This window comes from Agrococcus sp. ARC_14, from assembly GCF_022436485.1.
Classification (GTDB): domain Bacteria; phylum Actinomycetota; class Actinomycetes; order Actinomycetales; family Microbacteriaceae; genus Agrococcus.
Genome location: NZ_JAKUDO010000001.1, coordinates 2,371,238 through 2,395,262 on the forward strand (window position 1 = coordinate 2,371,238; position 24,025 = coordinate 2,395,262).

A 24,025-nucleotide genomic window follows, 5' to 3' on the forward strand; every position below is an offset into this window, starting at 1 on the left:
TGGTGCGGGGTCAGTGAGTGATGAGCTTGGAGAGGAAGTCCTTGGCGCGCGAGCTCCGGGGGTTCGTGAAGAACTCCTCCGGCGTCGCCTCTTCGACGATCTCGCCATCGGCCATGAAGACGACGCGATCGGCGGCCTTGCGCGCGAAGCCCATCTCGTGGGTCACGACGATCATCGTCATGCCGTCCTTGGCGAGACCGACCATCACGTCGAGCACCTCGTTGATCATCTCGGGATCGAGGGCGCTGGTGGGCTCGTCGAAGAGCATGACCTTTGGCTTCATGGCGAGCGCGCGGGCGATCGCGACGCGCTGCTGCTGGCCGCCGGAGAGCTGAGCGGGGAGCTTCGCCTCCTGCTGCGCGACGCCAACGCGCTCCAGCAGCGCATGGGCCTCCTTGATCGCCTCAGCCTTCTTCAAGCCGCGCACCTTCATGGGGCCGAGCGTGACGTTCTCGAGGATCGTCTTGTGTGCGAACAGGTTGAACGACTGGAAGACCATGCCGACGTCAGCGCGCAGCGCGGCAAGGCCCTTGCCCTCCTTGGGCAGCTCCTTGCCGTCGATCGAGATCGAGCCGGACGTGATCGTCTCAAGTCGATTGATCGTGCGACACAGCGTCGACTTGCCGGAGCCGGAGGGGCCGATGACGACCACCACCTCGCCCTTGCCGACCGTGAGGTTGATGTTCTTCAGCGCATGGAAGTCGCCATAGTGCTTCTCGACATCGGCGATCTCGACGAGGGGCTGCATGCGCTCATACAACCATGCCGCGACGGCCAACCCTTGGCGTGGATTGGGGATCGCAATCAAACGGTTACATCCGGCGCTGGGCGATCGCGCTCTGATAGAGGCAGACGGATGCCGCGGTGGCGAGGTTGAGCGACTCCGCACGGCCATAGACGGGCAGTCGCACGGCCCGATCCGCCAGCCGCACTGTGGCCGCATCGAGGCCGCGTGCCTCGTTGCCGAACAGCCAGGCCGTGGGGCGCGCGAGCACGCCCTCCGCCTCCAGCGCCAGCAGGTCATCCCCCGACACATCGGCAGCGAGCACGGTGAGCCCGACGGCAGCAGCTGCCTCGATGGCATCCTGCGTCGTCGCGCCGACGGCGACGTCGACGTGGAACAGCGAGCCCGTGGTCGAGCGCACGACCTTCGGGCTGTAGGGGTCGACGGAGTTGGCCGTCACGATGACGGCGGATGCGCCAGCCGCGTCGGCGGCGCGGAGGATCGTGCCGAGGTTGCCGGGGTCGCGCACCTCGTGGAGGATCGCGACCAGCGGGTGCTCGGCCTTCGAGGCACGCGCGAGCGCATCCTCGAGGCTCATCGGTGCCTGCTTCGCGACCGCGACGACGCCCTGCGGATGCACGGTGTCGGCGATCGCCGCGAGGGCGCGCTCGGAGACTGCGGTGACGGGCGCGTGCTGCTGCGCGGCCGCGATCAGCTCGCCGTGGCGCTCCTGCGCCGCATCGGTCGCGAAGACGTCGACGAGCAGCGCGGGCTGCCAGCGCACGATCTCATCGAGCGCGGCCGGGCCCTCCAACAGGAACAGCCCGGTCTGGGACCGGGCTGTTCGCTGCTGGAGCTTCGCAGCCTCACGCACGCGGGGCGCGCGGGGGCTGTCGAGCATGTCAGGCCGCGTTCTGCGGTGCCGACGTGTCGGCGGGCAGTGCTGCCTTGGCCGCCTCGACGAGGGTGGCGAAGGTGGCGGGCTCGTGGATCGCGAGCTCTGCGAGCATGCGACGGTCGACCTCGATGCCTGCAAGGCCGAGACCCTGGATGAGGCGGTTGTAGGTCAGGCCGTTCTGGCGCGACGCGGCGTTGATGCGCTGGATCCACAGGCGGCGGAAGTCGCCCTTCTTGGCCTTGCGGTCACGGAAGGCGTAGACGTGCGAGTGGAGCAGCTGCTCCTTGGCCTTGCGGTACAGGCGTGAGCGCTGGCCGCGGTAGCCCGAAGCCTGCTCGAGGATGACGCGACGCTTCTTGTGGGCGTTGACCGCCCTCTTGACACGTGCCATGAGTCTGTTCTCTCTATCTCTTCGTCGCGCGCGTCAGCGAGCGAGCAGCTTCTTGATCATCTTGGCGTCGGCCGGAGCCAGGACCTTGTCCTTGTTGAGGCGGCGCGTCTGGACCGACGACTTGACCTCCATGTGGTGGCGCAGGCCGGCCTGCTGCTTGCGGATCTTGCCGCTGCCAGTCACCTTGAACCGCTTCTTCGCACCGGAGTGCGTCTTCTGCTTGGGCATTCTTCTCTCCTACTCGGATGCTGGCTCGCCGGCGGGCTTGGCCGCCGGCTTGGCCTTGGGCGTCGCGGGCTTGGCAGCCGCCGAAGGCGATGCGGGCTTCGCCGCAGGCTTCGGGGCGCCGGGCTTCACGGCGGGCTTGGGTGCTGCGTCTGCAGCGGGCTTCGCCGCGGCAGGAGCCGCAGCGGGCGTGGCTGCGGCGGATGCGGCAGCGGGCTTGGGTGCAGACGCCGGACGCGGTGCGCCAGCCGGGGTGGGCTGGACCGTGCGAGCAGTCTGCTTCGGGCGCGAGTCGGCGCGCGGCTCCGAACGAGGCTCCGAGCGGGGCTCCGAACGAGCCTCGGACGACGGCCGCGACGATGACGTCGGGCGCGAGGACGAGGACGAGGTCGGACGCGAAGAGGAGGACGAGGGACGGCTCGAGCGCATGAGCTCACCGTCGTTGCGGGTCCGGCTCTGCGCGGGCAGGGTCGGGCGCTCAGGGCGCTCGGCCTCGATTGCCGCCTGGCGTGCAGCCTGCTTCTCGGCCTCAGCGCGACGCTTCTCCTGCTCGGCCTTCTTGTGCGCGATGCGGACGGCGTTCTGCTCAGCCTTCGCGTCCGACTTGGAGCGCAGCGGGCCGACGACCATCACCATGTTGCGGCCGTCGATCATCGGGTTCGACTCGACCGAGCCCAGCTCCTGGATGTCCTCGGCGAAGCGCTGCAGCAGCTTCACGCCAAGCTCCGGGCGCGACTGCTCGCGACCGCGGAAGAGGATCATCGCCTTGACCTTGTCGCCAGCCTCCAGGAACCCCTCTGCACGCTTGCGCTTCGTCTCGTAGTCGTGCTCGTCGATCTTCAGACGGAACCGGACCTCCTTGAGGACGGTGTTCGCCTGGTTGCGACGGGCTTCCTTGGCCTTCTGCGCCTGCTCGTACTTGAACTTGCCGTAGTCCATGATCTTGACGACGGGTGGGCGGGCGTCAGGAGCGACCTCGACGAGGTCGAGCTCTGCCTCACGGGCAAGACGAAGGGCATCCTCGACCCGGACGACGCCGACCTGCTCACCGGCAGGTCCGACAAGTCGGACTTCGGGAACGCGGATGCGCTCATTGGTGCGGGGATCGCTGATCGCGGGCTCCTTCTCGATGGTGCTGTGTGCTGTGGTGCACGGCGAGAAGAGAAGCCAGAACGCGATCGCTGCCGCGCGGCTCAGCACCTCTGACGGCGAACGTCTGGTGCTGCTGACCCGGTAGCCTTGAAGCGGCTGCGGGTGGGATTGCTCCTCTTTCACCTCCGGGCGAGAGCCCGAAACCTGCACAAGCCTACCAGAGACGATGCTTCAGGAGAAGATTGCCATGACCGACACCGCAGAGCACAGCCACGGAGACGACGCCCTCGATCAGGCGCGCGACATCGCGGACGTGCCGGCGGTCGAGCTCATCAACACGGTCGCGATCCATCTGCTGAGCGCCGCCGCGGTCAAGGTCGGCCTCGCCGACGACCCGGAGCAGCAGCTCGACCTCGACGAGGCGCGCAAGCTCATCAACGCGCTCGCCGGTCTCGTCACCGCCGCCGCCCCCGAGATCGGCAGCATCCACGCCGCGCCGCTGCGCGACGGCCTGCGCTCCGTGCAGCTCGCGTTCCGCGAGGCGAGCACCATCGCCGACGCGCCCGGCAAGGGCCCCGGCGAGAAGTTCACCGGCTCGGTGGTCTGAGCAGCCGACGCTGCAGCGTCACTGCAGCGCGCCGCTCGCGGTCTGCCACTCGTCTCGCGTGATCGCCAACGCTGCCTGTGCCACGAGCGGCAGCCGCGCCGCCCCGCCGTCCCAGCGATGCATGCGCAGCGCGAGGCTCGTGATCCGCTCCTGCACGACGGGAGTCTCGCCCAGCACCCCGGCGGCCGTCTGCAGCTGCGCTGCAGCGTCGTGACCGGCGACTCCCTCGGCATCCACGAGCGCGTGCACCTCGAGCTCCGCGCCAGCCAGTCGGCTGCGCGGATCGCCCGTCGCCAGCACGAGTGCCCGCACGGCGGGCTGCGCGAACACGGCGGCAGCGACGGCCGCCTGCACGGCCTCGTCCTGCACGCCCCACGACCAGGGCGCATCCGTCAGCAGCGCCTCGAGCATCGTGCGCGTCAGCACGAACTCGCTCTCGCTGCCGGGGTCGATGACCACGCGGGCCGGCCCGTCGAGGGCGGCGGCAGCGGCGCGCTGGACGCTCGTGGGCACGGGACGCGCAGCGGTGTTCCACGCCTGCATCGCCGCGACGTGCGAGAACATCGGCAGGATCGCTCCGCCATCCGGCCCCTGCACCGTGACGATCGAGAGCTCCTGCGTCTTGTCGACCGTGCGGCCGCGCTCGTCGACGGCGGTGTCACCCGCGGCCGCGAGCAGCGGCACCAGCAGTCGCTGCCCGCGCAGCGCCTCGACGACCGAGCCCCGGCCGGCAGCGTCTGCGGCCAGCGATGCGACCGCCTCGACGTAGTCCGCGGGTGCCGAGCCGTCGTCGCCCGCGTACGCGGTGTCGTGGTGCTGGAACGAGCGCCCCTCCCAGGAGCGGCCCGCCGAATCTGCCTCGCGGCTCACGCCGACGGCCCTACTGGCCCGCGACATCCAGCGCCGCGACCAGCGTGAACGCGCCCGCGTAGAGCGCCTTGCCGACGATGGCGCCCTCGACGCCGTGCGGCACGAGCTCGCGCAGGGCCGCGATGTCGTCGAGGCTCGAGATGCCGCCCGAGGCGACGACCGGCTTGTCGACGCGATCGGCGACCTGCTCCAGCAGCTGGAGGTTCGGGCCCTGGAGCGTGCCGTCCTTCGTCACGTCGGTGACGACGTAGCGGCTGCAGCCCGCAGCCTCGAGGCGGTCGAGCACCTGCCAGAGGTCGCCGCCCTCCTGCGTCCAGCCGCGGGCGGCGAGCGTCGTGCCACGGACGTCGAGTCCGACCGCGATCTGGTCGCCGTACTCGGCGATCACGGATGCGGTCCACTCGGGGTTCTCGAGGGCCGCGGTGCCGAGGTTGATGCGCTTGACGCCCGTGGCGAGCGCCGCCTCGAGGGTGGCCTCGTCGCGGATGCCTCCGGAGAGCTCGACCTGCACGCGGCCCTTGACGGCCTTGATGACCTTCTTGATCACGGCGCGGTTGTCGCCGCGGCCGAACGCTGCGTCGAGGTCGACGAGGTGGATCCACTCCGCGCCCTGGCGCACCCAGTCCTCAGCCGCGTCGATCGGGCTGCCGAAGGAGGTCTCTGTACCGGCCTTGCCCTGGGTGAGCCGCACCGCCTTGCCACCGGCGACGTCGATCGCGGGCAGCAGCTGCAGCTTGGGCGACTGGTTGAAATCGGTCATGGTGACGGTGCCTTCTTGGGGAGCGAGCGGAGTGAGCCAGGCGATGGCCCGGGTCGGAGGGCCGGTGCGATGCTACTCGTGCAGGTCAGAGGCCGCGAACCCAGTTCGCCAGCAGGCGGATCCCGGCTTCGCCGGACTTCTCCGGGTGGAACTGCGTGGCGGTCAGCGGGCCGTTCTCGACGGCGGCGATGAACCGCTCGCCGTGGGTGGCCCACGCGACCTTCGGTTGGCGGACGCGAGGGTGCGGATCGATCAGCCACTCGGTCGCGGCGTAGGAGTGCACGAAGTAGAAGCGCTCGTCGCGCACGCCCTCGAAGAGCGCAGAGCCCTCCGGCGCCTCGACCTCCGCCCAGCCCATGTGCGGCAGGATGTCGGCCTGCAGCCGGCGGACGGTGCCCGGCCACTCGTCGAGCGCGTCGGTGTGGACGCCGCCCTCCTCCCCGGAGGAGAACAGCACCTGCATGCCGACGCAGATGCCCAGCACCGGCCGGCCGCCAGCGAGCCGGCGGCCGATGAGCTCGCCGCCGTGGATCGCCTGGATGCCCGCCATGCACGCGGCGATCGATCCGACACCCGGCACCACCAGGCCATCCGCCGCCATGACGGTGGCGCGATCGGCGGTGAGGATCACGTCTGCGCCCGCGGCCTCGATGGCCTTGGCGGCAGAGTGCACGTTGCCGAGGCCGTAGTCGAGCAGCGCGACTGTCGGACGCGGAGCCGTCACAGTGCTCCCTTGGTGGAGGGGACGCCCGTCACGCGAGGATCCTGCTCGACCGCGACGCGCAGCGCCCGGGCGAAGGCCTTGAACTCCGCCTCAGCGATGTGGTGCGGGTCGCGCCCGGAGAGCAGGTCGACGTGCGCGGTGATGCGCGCGTTGAGCGTGATCGCCTCGAAGACGTGGCGCACGAGCGAGCCGGTGAAGTGGCCGCCGATGCGGTGCAGCTCGAAGCCGGCCGGCTCGCCGGAGTGCACGAGGAACGGCCTGCCGGAGAGGTCGACGACGGCGCGCGCGAGCGCTTCGTCGAGCGGCACGGTCGCGTCGCCGTAGCGGCGCACGCCTGCCTTGTCGCCCAGCGCATCCTTGAGCGCGAGGCCCAGCGCGATCGCGGTGTCCTCGACCGTGTGGTGCGCGTCGATGTCGGTGTCGCCGCTCGCCTGCACGTCGAGATCGATGAGCGAGTGCTTCGAGAAGGCAGTCAGCATGTGGTCGAAGAAGGGCACCGTGGTCGAGATCGACGAGGTGCCGGTGCCGTCGAGGTCGAGCGAGAGTCGGATGCTCGACTCGCTCGTCGTGCGCTCGATCGTTGCGGTGCGTGCCATGGCTCGATCCTATTCTGCGGTGAGCGCGGCCAAGGCGGCCAGCAGCGCGGTCGTCTCCCCCGGCGTGCCGGCGGTGATGCGGAGCGTGCCCGGCAGCCCGACATCGCGCACCAGGATGCCGCGGTCGAGCAGTGCCTGGAAGGTCGCGCTCGGATCGGCGATGCCGCCCACGAGCACGAAGTTGGAGTCAGAGGGATAGGGCTGCATGCCCAGCTGCGCGAGCGCTTCGACGAGTCGATCGCGCTGCGCACGCAGCTCGTCGACGCGCGCCAGCATCTGGTCGCTGTGGCGCAGCGCCGCGACCGCCGCGGCCTGCGTGATGGCCGAGAGGTGGTACGGCAGGCGAACGAGCCGCAGCGCGTCGATCACCGCCGGGTCGGCCGCGAGGTAGCCGACCCGGATGCCTGCGAAGGCGAAGGCCTTGCTCATGGTGCGCGACACGAGCAGCCGCGGGAAGCGCTCGAGCAGCGTCAGCGCCGTCTGGCTGCGGTCATGCGCGAACTCGGCATAGGCCTCGTCGACGAGGACGATGCCCCGCGCGGCCTCGGCTGCGGCCTCGATGACGTCGAGGCCGATCGCCGTGCCCGTGGGGTTGTTCGGCGAGCACAGGAAGACGATGTCGGGATCGTGCTCGGCGATGGCCGCCCGCACCGCCTCGGGCGTGAGCGTGAAGTCGTCGGCGCGCGGCACCGGGATCCACTCCATGCCGACGCCCTGCGCGAGCAGCGGGTACATCGAGTAGGTCGGGGTGAACGAGAGCAGCGAGCGGCCGGGGCCGCCGAAGGCCTGCAGCACGTGCTGCAGCACTTCGTTGGAGCCGTTCCCCGCCCAGATCTGCGCGGGCTCGATCCCGTGACCCAGGTAGTCGGCGAACGAGCGGCGGAGCGTGTCGAACTCGCGGTCTGGATAGCGGTTGGCGTCGGGCAGCGCGCGGGCGATCTCCTGCACGATGTCGAGTGCGACGGCCTCGGGCACGCGGTACGCGTTCTCGTTGACGTTGAGGCGAACAGGGACCTCGAGCTGCGGCGCTCCGTAAGGCGTCAGGCCACGAAGGTCGTCGCGGATGGGCAGATCATCGAGGCTTGTCACCCGACCAGCCTAGGACGATGTCAGATGCCTCGCGCGGCGCAGCCTGCGGGCCGCAGCCGGATCAGCCGGCGTAGTGCGCCGGGATCGCGAGCTGCTCGCCGGGCTGGATGGAGCCGGCGATGCCGTTGAGCATCTCGATCTCGGCGATCACGTCTCGGGGGTCGGCATCGGGTGCGAGCGACTGCGCGATCTGCCAGAGCGACTGACCGGGCAGCACGGTGACGTACGAGAAGTCGGCAGTCTGCGTCGACGAGGAGGCGACAGCGCCGGCAAGGGCGTCGCCCAGCACACCAGCTCCGGCGAGCGCGGCGGCGGCGAGGACGGGGGTGGCGACGAGCAGGGCCAGGGCGCGGCGACCGCGCGAGGTCATCCGCAGGCGGACAGTCGGCGTGGCGGTGGCGATGGCAGTCATCGGTGCTCCTTCCAGTCTGGGATCCGCAGGCGGTGCTCGGCCGGGAGCACCGCCTGCGAATCTCTGTTTCGAACCTATCTTCGATTCCCTGGACGAGTCAAGCCCTGCCGCGGAGTTTCTCCACGACACGCTCGAACATCCGTTTGATTCGGGCGTCCTGTCGGATACGCTTTCGAACCAGGAGCAGTCAATCGCAGGCCACCCACACGCCCGTCCCGGGCGCCCGGCGGGCATCGCGGCGACAGAGCGGAGCGGGCATGACGAGGCAGCTGACCGAGAAGCAGCAGGCGATCCTGCAGGTCATCCAGAAGGCCGTGCGCCAGCGCGGGTACCCGCCGAGCTACCGAGAGATCGGCGACGCCGTCGGCCTCTCTTCGCTCTCGAGCGTCACCCACCAGCTGGGGCAGCTCGAGCTCGCCGGCATGATCCGGCGCGACCCCGCTCGGCCGCGCGCCATCGAGGTGCTCGTCCCCGACGAGTCGGTCGAGTCGCTCGCCACCATGGAGCAGGCCACGTTCGTGCCGATGGTCGGTCGCATCGCCGCAGGCATCCCGATCACCGCGGAGGAGCAGGTGGAGGACACCTACCCGCTGCCGAAGGCGCTCGTGGGCGGTGGCGACCTCTTCATACTCAAGGTCGTCGGCGAGTCCATGATCGACGCCGCGATCTGCGACGGCGACTGGGTCGTCGTGCGGCAGCAGCGCGACGCGACCAATGGCGACATCGTGGCCGCGATGCTCGACGGCGAGGCGACCGTGAAGGTCTTCAAGCAGCGCGACGGCCACACCTGGCTGCTGCCCCGCAACTCCGCCTTCGAGCCCATCCTCGGCGATGAGTCCGAGGTGCTGGGCAAGGTCGTCGCGGTGCTGCGCTCGGTGTAGCGTTCGGAGGACTCAATGCCGCAGAGCGGCGTTGAGTCCGGAGAGCGCTAGATCGAGTAGGCGGCCGCAAGGCCGCCGTACCGAGATCTCACTCGTCAGCGCGCGGGCTCGACGCGGAACTCGGCGAGCTGGCTCAGCACCGCCGCCGAGACCTTGGCGTCGATGCGCGTGCCGCCCTCCTCATAGACCTCGCGCAGCACGTCGAAGCGGTCGTGCAGCATCGCGATCACGTCACCGCGCTCGAAGGGCACCAGCAGCGACACCGGCACCTCCGGCCGCGGCAGCATCTCGGCGATGCGCGCGAGGATCTCGTCGACGCCGTCGCCGGTGCGTGCGGATGCGAAGATCGCGTCCGGCTGCAGCCCCCGCAGCACCAGCTGCTCGTCGGCGTCGATGAGATCGGCCTTGTTGAACACCACGATCTCGGGGATCGAGCGTGCGCCCGTCTCCCCCAGCACGTCGCGGACCGTGGCGATCTGCGACGCGGGGTCCGGGTGACTGCCGTCGACGACGTGCACGATGAGCTCCGACTCTGCGACCTCCTCGAGCGTCGAGCGGAACGCCTCCACCAGCTGATGCGGCAGGTTGCGCACGAAGCCGACGGTGTCGGCGATCGTGAACTCGCGGCCATCCGCCGTCTTGGCCTGGCGCACCGTGGCGTCAAGGGTGGCGAAGAGCGAGTTCTCGACGAGCACGCCCGCGCCCGTGATGCGGTTGAGCAGCGATGACTTGCCGGCGTTCGTGTACCCGGCGATCGCGACCCCCGGCACCTCGAAGCGGTCGCGGTTGGCGCGCTTCGCCTGTCGTGCGGGTGCGAAGCCCTTGATCTGCTTGCGCAGTCGCGCCATGCGGGTGTGGATGCGACGGCGGTCGAGCTCGATCTTCGTCTCACCGGGGCCGCGCGAACCCATGCCTGCGCCCTGGCCACCGACCTGGCCACCGGCCTGGCGCGACATCGAATCGCCCCAGCCACGCAGGCGCGGCAGCAGGTACTCGAGCTGCGCGAGCTCGACCTGTGCCTTGCCCTCGCGGCTCTTGGCATGCTGGCTGAAGATGTCGAGGATGACGGCGGTGCGGTCGATGACCTTCACCTTCACGCGGTCCTCGAGCGCTCGTCGCTGGCTGGGTGAGAGCTCGCTGTCGGCGACGACGGTGTCGGCCCCGAGCTCCTTGACCAGCGCGGCGAGCTCGTCGGCCTTGCCGCTGCCGACGTAGGTCGCGGGGTCGGGATTCGGCCTGCGCTGCAGCAGGCCGTCGAGCACCTGCGCGCCGGCCGTCTCGGCGAGGGCCGAGAGCTCGCGCAGCGAGTTCTCGGCGTCTCCGGCGGAGCCCGCGTAGACCCCGACGAGCACGACGTTCTCGAGGCGCACCTCGCGGTACTCGACCTCGGTGATGTCCTCGAGCTCGGTGCGCAGCCCATCGACCCGGCGGAGCGCCGCACGCTCGTCGCGGTCGAGCTGGTCGCCGTCGGTGTCGCTGAAGGCGTCATCTGCCTGCAGCGCCTGCGCGCGCGCCGAGAGCACCTCGCCGTCCCCCGGCTGCGCCCACGCAAGGATCCGCTCCGTCGCGCGCCCTCCGTCGGGGACGTGCTCTGCGCCGTCTGCCGCGTGCTGCGGTTCTGCCATGGTCTGTCCTTCGCTACTGTCGAGTCCGTGCCGGACCACTATTTCTCCCCAGATCCCGAGGCTCCCAGGTCGATCCGCACGATCCGGGTGCCGATCAACGGTGTCGAGCGCGAGATGGTCACGTCGACCGGGGTGTTCTCGGGCGACCGACTCGATGTCGGCACCGAGGTGCTGCTGGACGCCGTCCCCTCGCCTCCCGAGACCGGGGAGCTGCTCGATCTCGGCTGCGGCTGGGGGCCCATCGCCGCGACGCTCGCGACCCGCTCCCCCGACGCGCGTGTCTGGGCGGTCGATGTCAACACTCGCGCGCTCTCGCTCGTGGAGCGGAATGCCGAGCTGCTCAGTCTATCGAACATCACGCCCGCGACGCCAGAGCTGGTGCCGGAGGGGCTCCGATTCGCGACGATCTGGTCGAATCCTCCGATCCGCATCGGCAAGCCGCAGCTGCACGCGCTGCTCGAGACGTGGATCCCGCGGCTCGCACCCGGCGCCACGGCCTGGCTCGTGGTGCAGAAGCACCTCGGCGCCGACTCGCTGCTGCGCTGGCTGGTCGAGCGATTCGAGGGCTTCGACGTCGAGCGCGCCGACTCCAAGCGGACGTACCGGATCTTCGCTGTCACGGCGCCTGACTGACTCCTCCGCCGATCCCCTCGCCGCGGAACACCAGCGCTGCGGGCCCCGTCAGCCAGGCGTGGCCGCGCTCGTCGACCTCGACCTCGAGCCTGCCGCCGGGGACGTCGACGATCCACCGGTCTGCCGCATCCCCCGACCAGTGCCTGGTGGCCATGGCGGCTGCCACGGCGCCCGTGCCGCACGAGAGCGTCTCGCCGGAGCCCCGCTCGTGCACGCGCATGCGGATCGCGCCGACCCCGTCGGCGATCGCCCCCGGCACGACGAACTCGACGTTGGCACCGGACTCGGCAGCAGGGTCGAGCACCGGAGCCGCGTGCAGCTCGAGCGCCTCGAGCTCTTCCGTGCTCGCCAGCGCGACGACCACGTGCGGGTTGCCCGTGGAGACGTCGAGGCCCGGGCGATCGACTTCGAGCCCGTGCGCCGCGACGAGCCTGTCGCCGCCGAGCTCGAAGGGGCCGAGATCTGCCGAGAGCAGCTCGCCGCGACGGACCACGCGCTTGACGCCCGCGCGCGTCGCGATGTCGATGCCCTCGCCATCGGCGAGGGCCGCCAGCTGCGACTCGAGCAGGAAGCGCACGAACACGCGCACGCCGTTGCCGCACATCTCGCTCACCGAGCCGTCGGCGTTCCAATAGTCCATCGCCCAGGTGCCGGGCGATGCCTCGTCGAGCACCGCGTCGCCGGTGGATCCCGCCCGCACGGCGCGGATGACGCCGTCGCCGCCGATGCCGAAGCGGCGGTCGGCGAGCGCGCGGACACGCTCGGGCGTGAGCGGCGCAGCGCCATCGGGGTCGGCGATCAGCACGAAGTCGTTGCCGGTCCCGTGCCCCTTGGCGAACGCGCCGCTGCCCAGCTCTGTCATGCCTCCAGGCTACCGAGCGCCTGGTGTGCGAGGGCAGCCGCGTCCGCTGCGGGCGCAGCCGGGTAGCGCTGGAACCACGAGACCTGCCTGCGCGCGTAGCGGCGTGTGAGGGCCTGCGTGCACTCGATGGCGGCGGCCTCGTCGAGCGTGCCGTCGAGCTGGTCGAGCGCCTGCCGGTAGCCGATCGCCTGCTGCGCGGTGGTGCCGCGCTCGATGCCGGCCGCGCGCAGCGCACGTGCCTCCTCGACGAGGCCGAGCTGCCACATCCGCAGCACGCGGGCGTCGAGCCGGGGCACGAGCGCGGCTCGTTCGATGCGCACGTGCTGGATGATCGTGGGCCGAAGCAATGAATCCTCGGGCGGCAGGCCGACGCGGAAGGGCTCGCCGGTGAGCGTCACGGCCTCGAGCGCGCGCACGAGCCTGCGGCCGTTGTGCGGGCCGATCGCCTCGGACGCGGCCGCATCCACCGCGAGCAGCCGAGCGTGCATCGCCGCGGCCCCGTCGCGCTCGAGCTCGGCTTCCAGCCGCGCTCGCAGTGCCTCGTCGGTGGCGGGGAAGGCGAAGTCGTAGAGCACGCTGGACGCGTAGAGCCCGCTGCCCCCGACCAGGATCGGCACCGCGCCCCTGCCCTCGATGGCGCGCAGCGCTGCCAGCGCCGCGTCCCGATAGGCGGCGACGGCGGCGTCCTCCCGGGGCTCGAGCACGTCGAGCAGGTGGTGCGGGTGCCCGCGGCGCTCTGCGAGGCTCGCCTTCGCGGTGCCGATGTCCATGCCGCGGTAGAGCTGCATAGCGTCGCAGTTCACGATTTCGGCGGTGCTGCCGAGCCGCACGATCTCATCGGCGATGTCGAGCGAGAGCCCCGTCTTGCCAGTGCCGGTCGCGCCGACGACGGCGATCAGCGTCACGTGCCGAGCGCGACCGGCACCGTCGGGGCCGTCGCAGTGCGCAGCGTGGGCAGCCCGAGCGAGACGGGGCCGCCAGCAGGAGCGCCGTCGCCGGGCGACGGCACCGCGCAGGAGTCTGACTGCGCGCGATCCCAGGCGTCGCCGGCGCGCGTGCGTCGCAGCGCCAGCGGGCCGTGATCGGCGACCAGGTGGAACGTCGCCGCCTGCGTGAGCTCGACGGTGACGACGTCGCCGGGGCGTGGCGCGTGCTCGCCCGGTGCGAAGTGCACGAGGCGGTTGTCCTCCGCGCGACCGCTCAGGCGGTGGGTCTCGGCGTTCTTCCTGCCCTCACCCACCGAGACGAGCACGTCGACGGTGCGGCCGACCTGGCGCTGGTTCTCCTCGAAGGAGATGCGGTCCTGCAGCGCGACGAGCCGCTCGAAGCGCTCCTGCACGACCGCCTTCGGCACCTGATCGGGCATCGTGGCGGCCGGCGTGCCGGGGCGGATGGAGTACTGGAACGTGAACGCCGAGGCGAAGCGGGACGCCTCGACGACGCGCATGGTCTCGGCGAAGTCCTCCTCGGTCTCGCCCGGGAAGCCGACGATGATGTCGGTCGTGATGGCGGCATTCGGGATGCGCTCCCTGACGCGGTCGAGGATCCCCAGGAAGCGCGTGGAGCGGTAGGAGCGCCGCATCGCCCTGAGGATTCGGTCGGAGCCCGACTGCAGCGGCATGTGCAGCTGCGGCATCACGGCAGGCGTCTCTGCCATCGCCTCGATCACGTCGTCGGTGAAGGCTGCCGGGTGCGGGCTCGTGAAGCGGATGCGCTCGAGTCCCTCGATCTCGCCCGCGGCGCGCAGCAGCTTGCCGAAGGCCAGCCTGTCGCCGAACTCGACACCGTAGGAGTTGACGTTCTGGCCCAGCAGCGTGACCTCGATCGCGCCGTCGTCGACGAGCGCCTGCACCTCGGCGAGGATCTCGCCCGGGCGGCGGTCACGCTCCTTGCCACGCAGCGACGGCACGATGCAGAAGGTGCAGGTGTTGTTGCAGCCGACCGAGATGGAGACCCAGCCCGCGTAGGTCGAGTCGCGCTTCGTCGGCAGGGTCGACGGGAAGACCTCGAGCGACTCGAGGATCTCGATCTCGGCCTCGCCGTTGTGCCGACTGCGCTCGAGCAGCGTCGGCAGCGAGCCGATGTTGTGGGTGCCGAAGACCACATCCACCCACGGCGCACGGTCGACGATCGTGGAGCGATCCTTCTGCGCCAGGCAGCCGCCCACGGCGATCTGGAACCCGTCGCGCTCGCGCTTGGTCTTCGCCAGCTGACCGAGGTGCCCGTAGAGCTTGTCGTCGGCGTTCTCACGCACGGCGCAGGTGTTGATCACGATGACATCGGGCGTTCCTGCGTCATCCTCGACGTAGCCCGCTTCCTCCAGCGATCCGCGCAGCCGCTCGGAGTCGTGGACGTTCATCTGGCAGCCGAAGGTCCTCACCTCGTAGGTGCGCGGCGCGAGCGTCATCGACATAGATCCAGCGTACCCGCGCATGAGAACGCCGCCCCGTGCCTGAGCACGGGGCGGCGTGAGGTTCGGTCGCGGATCAGCCCTGCGTGGCCGTCAGCGTCCAGGTGCCCTCGGGGCTGTCGCCGGAGAGGTTCATCTGGCCATCCTCGGCGGTGCCGGTGAACGTGACGTCGAACTGCTCACCGCCGTCCTGATCGCTCAGCGCGGTGATGGTCATCGTGAGGTTCGAGCTGTCGCCCGACCAGACATCCTGGGGAGCGTCGAAGCCGGAGCCGTCGTTCCAGCTGCTGATGTCGATCGTGCCGTCGCCATTCAGCGTGAAGTCCATCGTGGCGAAGCCGGGGCCGAGGTCGCCGCCCGTCCACGTCGAGTCGGCAAGGTCTTCAGCGGCCGTGCCGCCGCCTGGCTCTTCGGTGGTGCCGCCACCCGGCTCCTCGGTGGTGCCGGTGCCACCGGTGTTGCCACCGGGGGTGCCGCCAACAGGAGGGAGCTGGAAGCAGCCGGTGAGGGCGAGCAGCGAGACGGCTGCGATCGCAGGCAGTGCGAGGATCCTGGTCTTCTTCATAGCTCGAACCTAGCCCGATCACACGTCGCGAAACTGTGCGAATCCTGGATGAGCGTGGGGCTCAGCGGAACCGCGGGCCGCGTGAGCGCGTGCGCTCGATCGCGGTGCGCACGGTGGAGCCGCCGAAGCCCCTGCGCTGCAGCCAGCCGACCAGTCGGCGCTCTGCCGTCTCGTCGTCGAGGCTGCCCATGCGCCGGCGGCGCTCGGCAGCCGCGTCGATCGCCCGCTGCAGCTCGTCGTCATCGTCGCCGCGCTCGATGTCGCTCGGATCGAGGCCTCGCTTGCGCAGCTCCGCGGCGATGCCGCGCTCTCCCATGTGCTTGCGCTCGCGCAGCCGCTCGGCGAGATCCTGCGCGAGCTGTGCGTCGTCGACGAGGCCTTCCGCAGCGAGGCGGTCGAGCACGGCCTCGCGCACCTCGGGCTCGACGTCGCGGCGCTCGAGCGTGCGGTCGAGCTCCTGCCTGCTGGCCGCGCGCCGACCGAGCGCACGCAGCGCCATGGAGCGCGCCGACTCCTCGTCGACGGCCTCGACAGCTCCTGCGTCAGCGTCTGCCACCCCCTCAGGGAGGCGCACAGCGCCGCCTGGCGCAGCCCAGGCTCCCACCTGGTCGTCCTCGCGCGAGGCGATCCAGGTGGAGAGCTCGGTGACGCCGGCCAGACGGTCGCGGTCGCTCACGCGCCCTGGCGCTCCTGCCTGCGGGCATCGAGCGACTCGACGGCGGCCTGCTGCTCTGCGGCAGCTGCCTTGCCCGCACCGACGCCGAGCTTCGTCAGGATCTGCCGCTCGATCTGCGCGGCAAGGTCGGGGTTGTCGAGCAGGAACTGCCGGGCCTTCTCCTTGCCCTGGCCGAGCTGGTCGCCGTCGTAGGTGTACCAGGCACCCGACTTGCGGACGATGCTGTGCTCGACACCGAAGTCGATCAGGCTGCCCTCGCGGGAGATGCCGGTGCCGTAGAGGATGTCGAACTCGGCCTGCTTGAACGGCGGCGCCATCTTGTTCTTGACGACCTTGACGCGCGTGCGGTTGCCGACGGCGTCGGTGCCGTCCTTGAGCGTCTCGATGCGACGGATGTCGAGGCGCACCGAGGCGTAGAACTTGAGCGCCTTGCCGCCCGCGGTGGTCTCGGGGCTGCCGAAGAAGACACCGATCTTCTCGCGCAGCTGGTTGATGAAGATCATCGTCGTCTGCGTCTGGCTGAGCCCGCCGGTGAGCTTGCGCAGCGCCTGCGACATGAGGCGAGCCTGGAGGCCGACGTGGGTGTCGCCCATCTCGCCCTCGATCTCGGCGCGAGGCACGAGCGCCGCGACGGAGTCGATGACGACGAGGTCGATCGAGCCCGAGCGGACCAGCATGTCGGCGATCTCGAGCGCCTGCTCACCGGTGTCGGGCTGCGACACGAGCAGTGCGTCGATGTCGACGCCGAGCTTCTTCGCGTACTCCGGGTCGAGCGCGTGCTCGGCGTCGATGAACGCGGCGATGCCGCCGTTGCGCTGCGCGTTCGCGATCGCGTGGAGCGTCAGCGTGGTCTTGCCCGAGGACTCCGGGCCGTAGATCTCGATGATGCGGCCGCGCGGCAGGCCGCCGACGCCGAGCGCCACGTCAAGTGCGATGGAGCCGGTGGGGATGACTTCGACCGGTGCGCGATCCTCGCTGCCGAGGCGCATCACCGATCCCTTGCCGAACTGACGATCGATCTGTGCGAGCGCCGCCTCGAGCGACTTCTCGCGGTCTGCGGGTGTGGGCATTGCTGGCCTTCCGTTGGTGGATGCGCTCACGGTACGTCGGGCCGCTGACATGCGTGCGGCCCACGAGTCGGCCTGTGGATGACGGGCTGATCGTGTGGTGCCAGCCTACGCTCCAATCGAACGCATCTTCGAATGCGGATGCGGCGTGTCGTGCCGCAGTCGGGCTCAGCGGCGAGGGTCCCGCAGACCACGACCGTGACGCCGGTCGGCCGGCACGTCCTTCGCGTCGCACAGCGCCTGCCAGACCTGCCGCGCAGGCATCCCGGAGGCCAGAGCCTCCGCGCCCGTGCGGCCACCGAGGCTGCCGAGCGTGAGGTCGGCCATGAGCACGGCGCCAAGCGCGCCGAACTCTTCGGTGAGCGCGATCTGCAGCTCGCTGGTGCGCATCCCTCGCCTCTAGTGGATGGCGGAGTCGAACTCCGCGACCATGTCGGCCGGCAGCGTGTCGGGCACGGTCGTCGTCAGCGGGTCGAGCTCGCCGAAGCTCAGGCCCTCGAGCACGGCGAGACGGTCCCCCACCTCTCGCAGCACCATCGACAGCGGCACGTCCAGCGCGTCCGCGACGGACGCGAGGATCTCGCTGGAGGCTTCCTTCTGGCCGCGCTCCACCTCACTCAGGTAGCCGAGCGCCACCGAGGCGCGCGAGGCGACCTGCCGCAGCGTCCTGCCCTGTCGCAGCCGCGTATCCCGCAGCACGTCACCGATCTCCTGTCGAACCAGCACCATGGTCTCCCCCTTCACCGTGGTCGGATGCATCAGCCTAGTCGCAGCTCTCCTGCGATCCGCCGGGTTGCTCACGAAGTTGATAACACCCATGTCACATCATGCATTCCGCAGGGCGCCCAGGTCAGGGTGTGGATTCGCTGTGGGTCTGCAGATCGCTGCGCCGGAGGGCCTCGTCGAGGTGGCGCAGCGCGGCCAGCAGCGCCGCACCGCGCACCGCCTCGCGGTCGCCGGTGGCCTGGTGGGAGGACGAGCCGACGACCCTGCCGGCCACGGTCTCGACCTCGATGCCGATGTGGAACTCGCCCGGCGGATGGCCGTCCTGAGGTCCGGGGCCGGCGACCCCGGTGGTCGCGACGCCGATCGTGCAGGTCGCGCGGTCGGTCGCCGCGAGCTCGCGCACGCCGCGCGCCATCGCGATCGCGACGTCCGCATCCACGGGACCGCGCTCCGCGAGCAGCGACGCGGGCACCCGCAGCACCTCGTGCTTCATCTCGGTGGCGTACGCCACCACCCCCAGCCGCAGCACCCCGGAGGCGCCGGGTGTGCGCACGAGCGTCGCAGCGACGAGCCCGCCGGTGAGCGACTCGGCGATCGCGATCGTCACACCTCGCGCGGCCGCGCGCGCGACGATCGAGCCGGAGAGCTCGGCGATCGCCCTGACGGCGGCGACGGCACCGGGCACCACCCGCTGCTGCCCGCGCGGCCCTGCCGACGCATCCGTCACCGCGACCTCACAGCCTGCACGACGAACTCGATGCCGGAGTAGACGGTGAGCGCGACCGCGATCGTCATCGAGACGACGCAGATCCAGACGCCCGGCTCGCCCAGCCACGCCTGCAGCGGCACGAGCGCGATCGGGAGGGCGATCGCCTGTGCCATGGTCTTCGCCTTGCCCGCCCAGTCGGCGGCGATCACCGTGCGGTTGGAGACCAGCAGCCGGTAGACGGTGATGCCCCACTCGCGCAGCAGCACGACGACCGTGATCCACCATGGCAGCTCACCCAGGATCGAGAGCACCACGAAGGCGCTGCCGGTGATCGCCTTGTCGGCGATCGGGTCGATGAGCTTGCCGAAGTCGGTCACGAGGCCGCGGCCGCGGGCGATCTGGCCGTCGATGAAGTCGGTCGCGATGAGCACCGCGAACAGCAGGGCCCCGAGCGTGCGGGCGAGCCCCGGCTCGGGGTTCATGAGCGCGACCGCGATGAAGACAGGCGTCAGCAGGATGCGCGTGACCGAGATGAGGTTCGGCACGCTCGCGACGCTTGCAGGCTCATCGCCACGACGCCAGACGCGGCCCCGCAACGGTCTCAGGATCCCCATGCCAGGAGGCTACCGCGCGCCGCGGCGTTGGCCGTCTGCGCGGGCTGTGAACCGGGTCGAGGGCGCTGCCGTCAGTCGCGACCGGTCAGCGACCAGGCGTCCTGGTCGTCGTCGCCGTCGGCCTCCACGACCTCAAGCCCTGCGCTGTTCGCCTCGTCGAAGGGGTCCGCGTAGCGGTCGTCGGTGTCGACCCAGGCGCTGCCCTCGTCGTCGGATGCGTCGGCTGCATCGAGCGAGTCGGGCACCGCGGGTGCCGATGCAGGCACGGACGACGGCGCCGGCTGTGCAGCCTGCACCGCCTGCGCGGGTGCGGGTGCGGTCGCAGGCGCCGAGGTCGCTGCCGACGACGAGGCGCCGCCGCGCAGCTCGGCGAGCACGGCCGCGAGGCCGTCCGGCGGCACGAGCACATCGCGTGCCTTCGAGCCCTCGGACGGGCCGACGATCTCGCGCGACTCCATGAGGTCCATGAGCCTGCCGGCCTTCGCGAAGCCCACGCGCAGCTTGCGCTGGAGCATCGAGGTGGATCCGAACTGCGTCGAGATGACGAGCTCTGCCGCAGCGCACAGGTCTTCGAGGTCGTCGCCGATGTCGGCGTCGATCTCACGCCGCTCCGCCACCTCGGCGACGTCGTCGCGGTAGTCGGGCTTGGCCTGGCCGGTGACGTGCTGCACCACCCGCTGGATCTCGGCCTCCTCGACCCAGGCGCCCTGCACGCGCATGGCCTTGTTGGCGCCCATGGGCAGGAACAGGCCGTCGCCCTGGCCGATGAGCTTGTCGGCGCCGGGCTGGTCGAGGATGACGCGCGAGTCGGTGACGCTCGAGACGGCGAACGCGAAGCGGCTCGGCACGTTGGCCTTGATGAGGCCCGTGACGACGTCGACGGAGGGCCGCTGCGTCGCGAGCACCAGGTGGATGCCGGCGGCGCGCGCGAGCTGCGTGATGCGCACGATCGAGTCCTCGACGTCGCGCGGGGCGACCATCATGAGGTCGGCGAGCTCGTCGACGACGACCAGCAGGTAGGGATAGGGCTTCAGCGTGCGCTGGCTGCCTGCCGGCAGCACGATCTCGTCGGCACGCACCGCGGCGTTGAAGTCGTCGATGTGCTTGTAGCCGAACGACGCGAGGTCGTCGTACCGCATGTCCATCTCCTTCACGACCCACTGCAGCGCCTCCGCTGCCTTCTTGGGGTTCGTGATGATGGGCGTGATCAGGTGCGGCACACCCTGGTAGGCGGTGAGCTCGACGCGCTTCGGGTCGACGAGCACCATGCGCACCTCGCTGGGCGTCGCGCGCATGAGCAGGCTCGTGATCATCGAGTTGACGAACGACGACTTGCCCGAGCCCGTGGAGCCTGCGACCAGCAGGTGGGGCATCTTGGCGAGGTTCGCGACCACGTAGCCGCCCTCGACATCCTTGCCGATGCCGATCGTCATGGGGTGCTTCGAGTCGGCAGCCGCGCGCGAGCGCAGCACATCGCCGAGCTTCACCGTCTCGCGGTCGGGGTTCGGGATCTCGATGCCGATCGCGCTCTTGCCGGGGATGGGCGAGAGGATGCGCACCTCGTTCGACGCCACGGCGTACGAGAGGTTCTTGGAGAGCGCCGTGACGCGCTCGACCTTCACGCCGGGCGCGACCGCGATCTCGTAGCGGGTGACCGTCGGGCCTCGGGAGAAGCCGGTGACCTTCGCGTCGACGTTGAACGACGAGAGCACCTGCGTGATGGACGCGACGATGTCGTCGTTGGCCTGCGAGCGGGCCTTCGGCGGCTCGCCCTGGCCGAGCGAGGCGACCGAGGGCAGTCGGTAGGGCCGCTCGCGCACGGGCGCGGGTGCCGCTGCCAGCAGCGGGCTGTCGGGGATCTCGCCGGTGTGCTTGCGCATCGCCTCCTCTGCCTGCTCGAGCGAGGCGAGCACGGATGTCGCGTAGTCGTCGTGCTCAGCGTCTGAGGCGTCGGCCGGCGGCAGCGGCTCCACCGGCGCCGCCGGCACCCGGTCGACGCGCGTCGTGGGCTGCTCGCGGTCGATCACGACGGGGCTGTCGTACGCCTGCTCGTGAGCGTCGCCCAGGTCGAGGCCATCGACGCCCTCGTACGGCGGGTCGACCTCGCGGCCGGTGGAGTTGCGGCGCCAGAAGGGCAGCGACTCCGCGCCCTCCAGGGGCTCTTCCTCTGCCAGCTCGGCCTTCGCGAGCTCCTTCGCCTCACGGCGAGCGCGGCGTGCGTCGTCGCGCTCCTCCGGCGTCGCGGTGTCGACGCCGAAGAGGTAGCCGTAGAGGTCGGTGAGACGCTCGGGGATGCGGTTCGGCGCCGTGCGGGTGACGACCAGCACGGACAGCAGCGCGATGAGCCCCAGCACGATGCCCGCGCCGATCGGGGTGAGCAGCGCGGCGAGCGGCGCAGACGCGACCCAGCCCAGGATGCCGCCGGCGTCGGCCAGGGCAGGCATGCCTTGGGACGCATCCGGCATGCCCGTGATCACGTGGCACAGGCCTGCGACCGAGATCAGCAGCAGCGCGAGGCCCACGCCGACGCGGCCGTTGTCGCTCACGGAGGCGGGGTGGCGGAACATCCAGAGGGCGAGCAGCACGAAGACCACCGGCAGCGCGATGGCGACCTGACCGAAGAGGCCTCCGAAGGTGTAGGCCGAGATCGCCTGCGCGACGGCGTTCGCGGGCAGGATCCACTCCACCACCGCGCCGAAGACGGCGAGGATCGAGAGGAAGAACGGCACGCCGTCGCGGCGCTCGTCCTTCGCGAGCTGCTCGCGGCCGAAGACGCGCGCGGCACCGCCGGTGGCATGCGCGAGGCCCATCCAGGCGCGCTGGCCGATGCCGGGCCCGTCATCCTCGAACACGGGCTGCGCCTTGGCGGCGCGCGTCTGCCGCTGCACCTTGGTGGTCGCGGTCGACGTGCCCTTCGGCGCGGCGCCCTTCGACGAGGTCGTGCCCTTCGAGGAGGCAGGGCCCTTCGGCGTCACGGGGCGCGTCGGCTTGGTGGTGGACATGCGAACACCCTAGATCGAGGCGACGACACGCCAGCGGAGGCACTCCGGGAGGCGCTCGATTGCGCGTTCGGAGCGGCGCGGCCGGCCGCGGCCGTGGAAGGATGGAAGCGGCGTGCCGCCGCCGCCAGCCGCCCCACCCAGCACCGCCGAGAGGCCCGCAGTCGCATGAGCGTCACGCCCCCAGAGCGCACGTCCCTCCGCCCGCGCATCGCGCTGCTCGCTGCCGCGCTGGTGCTGGTGATCGCTCTCGTGGTCGGGATCGCTCAGCTCAGGGGTGGTGAGGAGCCGGAGCCCAGCGCGGCGCCGGCGGAGTCCGGACCGCCTGCCGACCCGGCCCCGAGTCCTGCGCCCGCCGCGCAGATCGATGCGCCTGGCTACGATCCGCACCCGGGTCCGTTCGCGCTCACGCCGCTGGCCGAGGCCGACGGCGAGGCGATCACCGCAGCGCTCACGCTCGATCCGGCGGCCACCCGCACGGACGGCGTGGTCGGCTTCAGCTTCGAGGCGACCGAGCTCGCCTCCCCCGCCTGGGGATCCCCCGACTCCAACATCGAGGCGATGCTCGGAGCGCTCGACCGGCCGGTGCTGCGCTTCGGCGGCCTCGCCGTCGACCGGCGCACCTGGTGGTCCTCTGCCGCCGAACCTGCTCCCGACTGGGCCAGGGCCACCGTCACGCCCGCCGATCTCGAGCGGGTCGCCGCGACCGCCGAAGCGGTCGACGCCCGGGTGACGCTCGCGCTCGACCTCGGCCACGAGGATCCGGAGCGCGCCGCAGACATGGCGTCGCATGCCGCCGACGCGTTCGGCGAGCGGCTGCTCGCGATCTCGATCGGCAACGAGCCCAACGGCTACCACCTTCCGGACCAGCCCGAGCGATCGATCCGCGGCGCGGACTGGACGCCCGCCGCCTATCAGGCGTCGCTGCGCACCTATGCCGCCGCGATCGAGGCGGCGGTGCCCGGCGTCCCCATCGCCGGCCCGGGCGCCTTCGACGCCGTGTGGTGGCGCGCGTTCGCCGGGGCCGAGCTGCAGAATGCGCACGCGCTGTCGATGCACTGGTACCCGCTCTACAGCTGCGGGGAGGCCAATCCGCACGCGAACCCGACCATCGAGAACCTCACCTCACCCGAGATGCGGGAGCGGGCCCAGAGCTTCGCCGGACGGGGCGCGGAGACCGCTGCCGAGCTCGGGCTGCCGCTGTGGGTGGAGGAGACCGGGCCCACGTCGTGCTCGGGCGGGAACGAGACCTCGCGCACCCACGCGCAGGCGCTCTGGACCGTCGACTTCGCGCTCACGCTGCAGGAGGTCGGCGCATCCCGCATCGCCTTCCATTCGACGCTGCAGGCATGCGATGGGGGCGCGCCCATGAGCGCGGTCTGCGCGAGCGGCCTGCATCACGATCCGGGAGCGCTCTTCAGCGGGCGCTCGAGCTTCCTCGCGCTCATGCAGCTCGGCTGGCTGCCCGACGGTCAGGTGCTGACGCCCGCCGTCAGCGGTGACGGGCGGGTCTTCGTGCACGCCGTCGCCGGCGACGACGGCTCCCTCGCGCTCATGGTCGTCGATCAGCGGGACCCCGAGGCCCAAGGAGCCGGCGCCGTCCCGGTGCAGGTCTCAGCGCCGACAGGGCTGCCCGACGGTGCGCCGGATGCGTGGACGCTCGCAGACGGGTCGCGGCTGACGGCGCCGTCCTTCGACGCGACGCAGAGCGCGCTCGGCGCACCCGCCGCCGTCGAGGGCGAGTTCTCGGGTGCGGTGCTTGCGGCAGATCGACCGCTCACGATCACGAGCGAGCCGGGCTCGACGACGCTGCTGCGGCTCCAGGCGCCGTGATGCGCAGCCGCTCCGGCAGCGCTTGCTGACGCACTGC

The 24,025-nt window shown here is 70.9% G+C and carries 27 protein-coding genes; 4 read left to right on the forward strand and 23 right to left on the reverse strand.

Features of this window, described 5'->3' with window-relative positions; all coding sequences use genetic code 11:
- Positions 1–10 precede the first annotated feature (10 nt).
- The 5 genes from MKD51_RS11690 to infC all read right to left on the reverse strand — a co-directional run bounded on the left by MKD51_RS11690 (position 11) and on the right by infC (position 3,438).
- Positions 11–748: an amino acid ABC transporter ATP-binding protein gene (locus tag MKD51_RS11690; RefSeq protein WP_240240475.1), complete on the reverse strand. Its 738-nt coding sequence runs from the start codon at positions 746–748 to the stop codon at positions 11–13.
- 64 nt (positions 749–812) lie between these two features.
- On the reverse strand, positions 813–1,625 hold the full coding sequence (locus MKD51_RS11695; protein ID WP_240240476.1) for an RNA methyltransferase: 813 nt from the start codon (positions 1,623–1,625) through the stop codon (positions 813–815).
- Position 1,626: 1 nt separating this feature from the next.
- Positions 1,627–2,013 (reverse strand): 50S ribosomal protein L20, encoded by a 387-nt coding sequence (rplT, locus tag MKD51_RS11700; RefSeq protein WP_240240477.1) that lies wholly within the window; start codon positions 2,011–2,013, stop codon positions 1,627–1,629.
- A gap of 33 nt (positions 2,014–2,046) precedes the next feature.
- Positions 2,047–2,241, reverse strand: coding sequence for a 50S ribosomal protein L35 (gene rpmI, locus MKD51_RS11705; protein ID WP_240240478.1), 195 nt, complete (start codon positions 2,239–2,241; stop codon positions 2,047–2,049).
- A 9-nt stretch (positions 2,242–2,250) separates the two neighbouring features.
- Complete coding sequence (infC, locus tag MKD51_RS11710) at positions 2,251–3,438, reverse strand: translation initiation factor IF-3 (protein ID WP_240240479.1); 1,188 nt, start codon at positions 3,436–3,438, stop codon at positions 2,251–2,253.
- 139 nt (positions 3,439–3,577) lie between these two features.
- On the opposite strand from infC, the gene MKD51_RS11715 reads away from it, so the two are divergent.
- Positions 3,578–3,937: a DUF1844 domain-containing protein gene (locus tag MKD51_RS11715; protein WP_240240480.1), complete on the forward strand. Its 360-nt coding sequence runs from the start codon at positions 3,578–3,580 to the stop codon at positions 3,935–3,937.
- An 18-nt stretch (positions 3,938–3,955) separates the two neighbouring features.
- Here MKD51_RS11715 and MKD51_RS11720 read toward each other — a convergent pair whose 3' ends face one another.
- From MKD51_RS11720 to MKD51_RS11745, 6 genes are all read right to left on the reverse strand, one after another.
- A complete protein-coding gene (locus MKD51_RS11720; protein ID WP_240240481.1) occupies positions 3,956–4,807 on the reverse strand; it encodes an SseB family protein in 852 nt (283 codons plus the stop codon).
- A gap of 10 nt (positions 4,808–4,817) precedes the next feature.
- Entirely contained in the window at positions 4,818–5,567 is a 750-nt protein-coding gene (gene priA, locus MKD51_RS11725) for a bifunctional 1-(5-phosphoribosyl)-5-((5-phosphoribosylamino)methylideneamino)imidazole-4-carboxamide isomerase/phosphoribosylanthranilate isomerase PriA (protein ID WP_240240482.1), read from the reverse strand.
- A gap of 85 nt (positions 5,568–5,652) precedes the next feature.
- Entirely contained in the window at positions 5,653–6,291 is a 639-nt protein-coding gene (gene hisH, locus MKD51_RS11730; protein WP_240240483.1) for an imidazole glycerol phosphate synthase subunit HisH, read from the reverse strand.
- A complete protein-coding gene (gene hisB, locus MKD51_RS11735; protein ID WP_240240484.1) occupies positions 6,288–6,887 on the reverse strand; it encodes an imidazoleglycerol-phosphate dehydratase HisB in 600 nt (199 codons plus the stop codon). Before hisB ends, hisH begins: the two co-directional genes overlap by 4 nt.
- Positions 6,888–6,896: 9 nt before the next feature.
- Complete coding sequence (locus MKD51_RS11740) at positions 6,897–7,976, reverse strand: histidinol-phosphate transaminase (protein WP_240240485.1); 1,080 nt, start codon at positions 7,974–7,976, stop codon at positions 6,897–6,899.
- Positions 7,977–8,037: 61 nt separating this feature from the next.
- Positions 8,038–8,388 carry a hypothetical protein gene (locus MKD51_RS11745; RefSeq protein WP_240240486.1) on the reverse strand — a complete coding sequence of 117 codons (351 nt, stop codon included), beginning with the start codon at positions 8,386–8,388 and terminating at the stop codon, positions 8,038–8,040.
- Positions 8,389–8,645: 257 nt separating this feature from the next.
- On the opposite strand from MKD51_RS11745, the gene lexA reads away from it, so the two are divergent.
- Positions 8,646–9,269: a transcriptional repressor LexA gene (lexA, locus tag MKD51_RS11750; protein ID WP_240240487.1), complete on the forward strand. Its 624-nt coding sequence runs from the start codon at positions 8,646–8,648 to the stop codon at positions 9,267–9,269.
- Positions 9,270–9,364: 95 nt separating this feature from the next.
- Here lexA and hflX read toward each other — a convergent pair whose 3' ends face one another.
- Positions 9,365–10,894: a GTPase HflX gene (gene hflX, locus MKD51_RS11755; RefSeq protein ID WP_240240488.1), complete on the reverse strand. Its 1,530-nt coding sequence runs from the start codon at positions 10,892–10,894 to the stop codon at positions 9,365–9,367.
- A gap of 27 nt (positions 10,895–10,921) precedes the next feature.
- Here hflX and MKD51_RS11760 point away from each other — a divergent pair, with 27 nt between their 5' ends.
- Positions 10,922–11,527: a methyltransferase gene (locus MKD51_RS11760; protein ID WP_240240489.1), complete on the forward strand. Its 606-nt coding sequence runs from the start codon at positions 10,922–10,924 to the stop codon at positions 11,525–11,527.
- Here the strand turns inward: MKD51_RS11760 and dapF are convergent.
- The 11 genes from dapF to MKD51_RS11815 all read right to left on the reverse strand — a co-directional run bounded on the left by dapF (position 11,511) and on the right by MKD51_RS11815 (position 22,158).
- A complete protein-coding gene (dapF, locus tag MKD51_RS11765) occupies positions 11,511–12,380 on the reverse strand; it encodes a diaminopimelate epimerase (RefSeq protein WP_240240941.1) in 870 nt (289 codons plus the stop codon). The genes MKD51_RS11760 and dapF overlap by 17 nt on opposite strands.
- A gap of 5 nt (positions 12,381–12,385) precedes the next feature.
- Positions 12,386–13,294: a tRNA (adenosine(37)-N6)-dimethylallyltransferase MiaA gene (gene miaA / locus MKD51_RS11770; RefSeq protein ID WP_240240490.1), complete on the reverse strand. Its 909-nt coding sequence runs from the start codon at positions 13,292–13,294 to the stop codon at positions 12,386–12,388.
- On the reverse strand, positions 13,291–14,802 hold the full coding sequence (gene miaB, locus MKD51_RS11775; RefSeq protein WP_240240491.1) for a tRNA (N6-isopentenyl adenosine(37)-C2)-methylthiotransferase MiaB: 1,512 nt from the start codon (positions 14,800–14,802) through the stop codon (positions 13,291–13,293). Before miaB ends, miaA begins: the two co-directional genes overlap by 4 nt.
- A gap of 73 nt (positions 14,803–14,875) precedes the next feature.
- Positions 14,876–15,364, reverse strand: a complete 489-nt coding sequence (locus tag MKD51_RS11780; RefSeq protein ID WP_240240492.1) for a hypothetical protein — start codon at positions 15,362–15,364, stop codon at positions 14,876–14,878.
- 61 nt (positions 15,365–15,425) lie between these two features.
- Positions 15,426–16,040, reverse strand: a complete 615-nt coding sequence (locus MKD51_RS11785; RefSeq protein ID WP_240240493.1) for a regulatory protein RecX — start codon at positions 16,038–16,040, stop codon at positions 15,426–15,428.
- Positions 16,037–17,110 (reverse strand): recombinase RecA, encoded by a 1,074-nt coding sequence (gene recA, locus MKD51_RS11790; RefSeq protein WP_240240494.1) that lies wholly within the window; start codon positions 17,108–17,110, stop codon positions 16,037–16,039. Before recA ends, MKD51_RS11785 begins: the two co-directional genes overlap by 4 nt.
- A gap of 165 nt (positions 17,111–17,275) precedes the next feature.
- On the reverse strand, positions 17,276–17,497 hold the full coding sequence (locus MKD51_RS11795) for a DUF3046 domain-containing protein (RefSeq protein ID WP_240240495.1): 222 nt from the start codon (positions 17,495–17,497) through the stop codon (positions 17,276–17,278).
- A 9-nt stretch (positions 17,498–17,506) separates the two neighbouring features.
- Positions 17,507–17,836 carry a helix-turn-helix transcriptional regulator gene (locus MKD51_RS11800; RefSeq protein ID WP_240240943.1) on the reverse strand — a complete coding sequence of 110 codons (330 nt, stop codon included), beginning with the start codon at positions 17,834–17,836 and terminating at the stop codon, positions 17,507–17,509.
- 121 nt (positions 17,837–17,957) lie between these two features.
- Entirely contained in the window at positions 17,958–18,560 is a 603-nt protein-coding gene (locus tag MKD51_RS11805) for a nicotinamide-nucleotide amidohydrolase family protein (protein WP_240240496.1), read from the reverse strand.
- On the reverse strand, positions 18,557–19,156 hold the full coding sequence (gene pgsA, locus MKD51_RS11810; protein WP_240240497.1) for a CDP-diacylglycerol--glycerol-3-phosphate 3-phosphatidyltransferase: 600 nt from the start codon (positions 19,154–19,156) through the stop codon (positions 18,557–18,559). The genes MKD51_RS11805 and pgsA overlap by 4 nt, the downstream gene beginning before the upstream one ends.
- 71 nt (positions 19,157–19,227) lie before the next feature.
- Positions 19,228–22,158 carry a DNA translocase FtsK gene (locus MKD51_RS11815; RefSeq protein ID WP_240240498.1) on the reverse strand — a complete coding sequence of 977 codons (2,931 nt, stop codon included), beginning with the start codon at positions 22,156–22,158 and terminating at the stop codon, positions 19,228–19,230.
- Between the two features lie 165 nt (positions 22,159–22,323).
- Here MKD51_RS11815 and MKD51_RS11820 point away from each other — a divergent pair, with 165 nt between their 5' ends.
- Complete coding sequence (locus MKD51_RS11820; protein ID WP_240240499.1) at positions 22,324–23,988, forward strand: hypothetical protein; 1,665 nt, start codon at positions 22,324–22,326, stop codon at positions 23,986–23,988.
- Positions 23,989–24,025 lie beyond the last annotated feature (37 nt).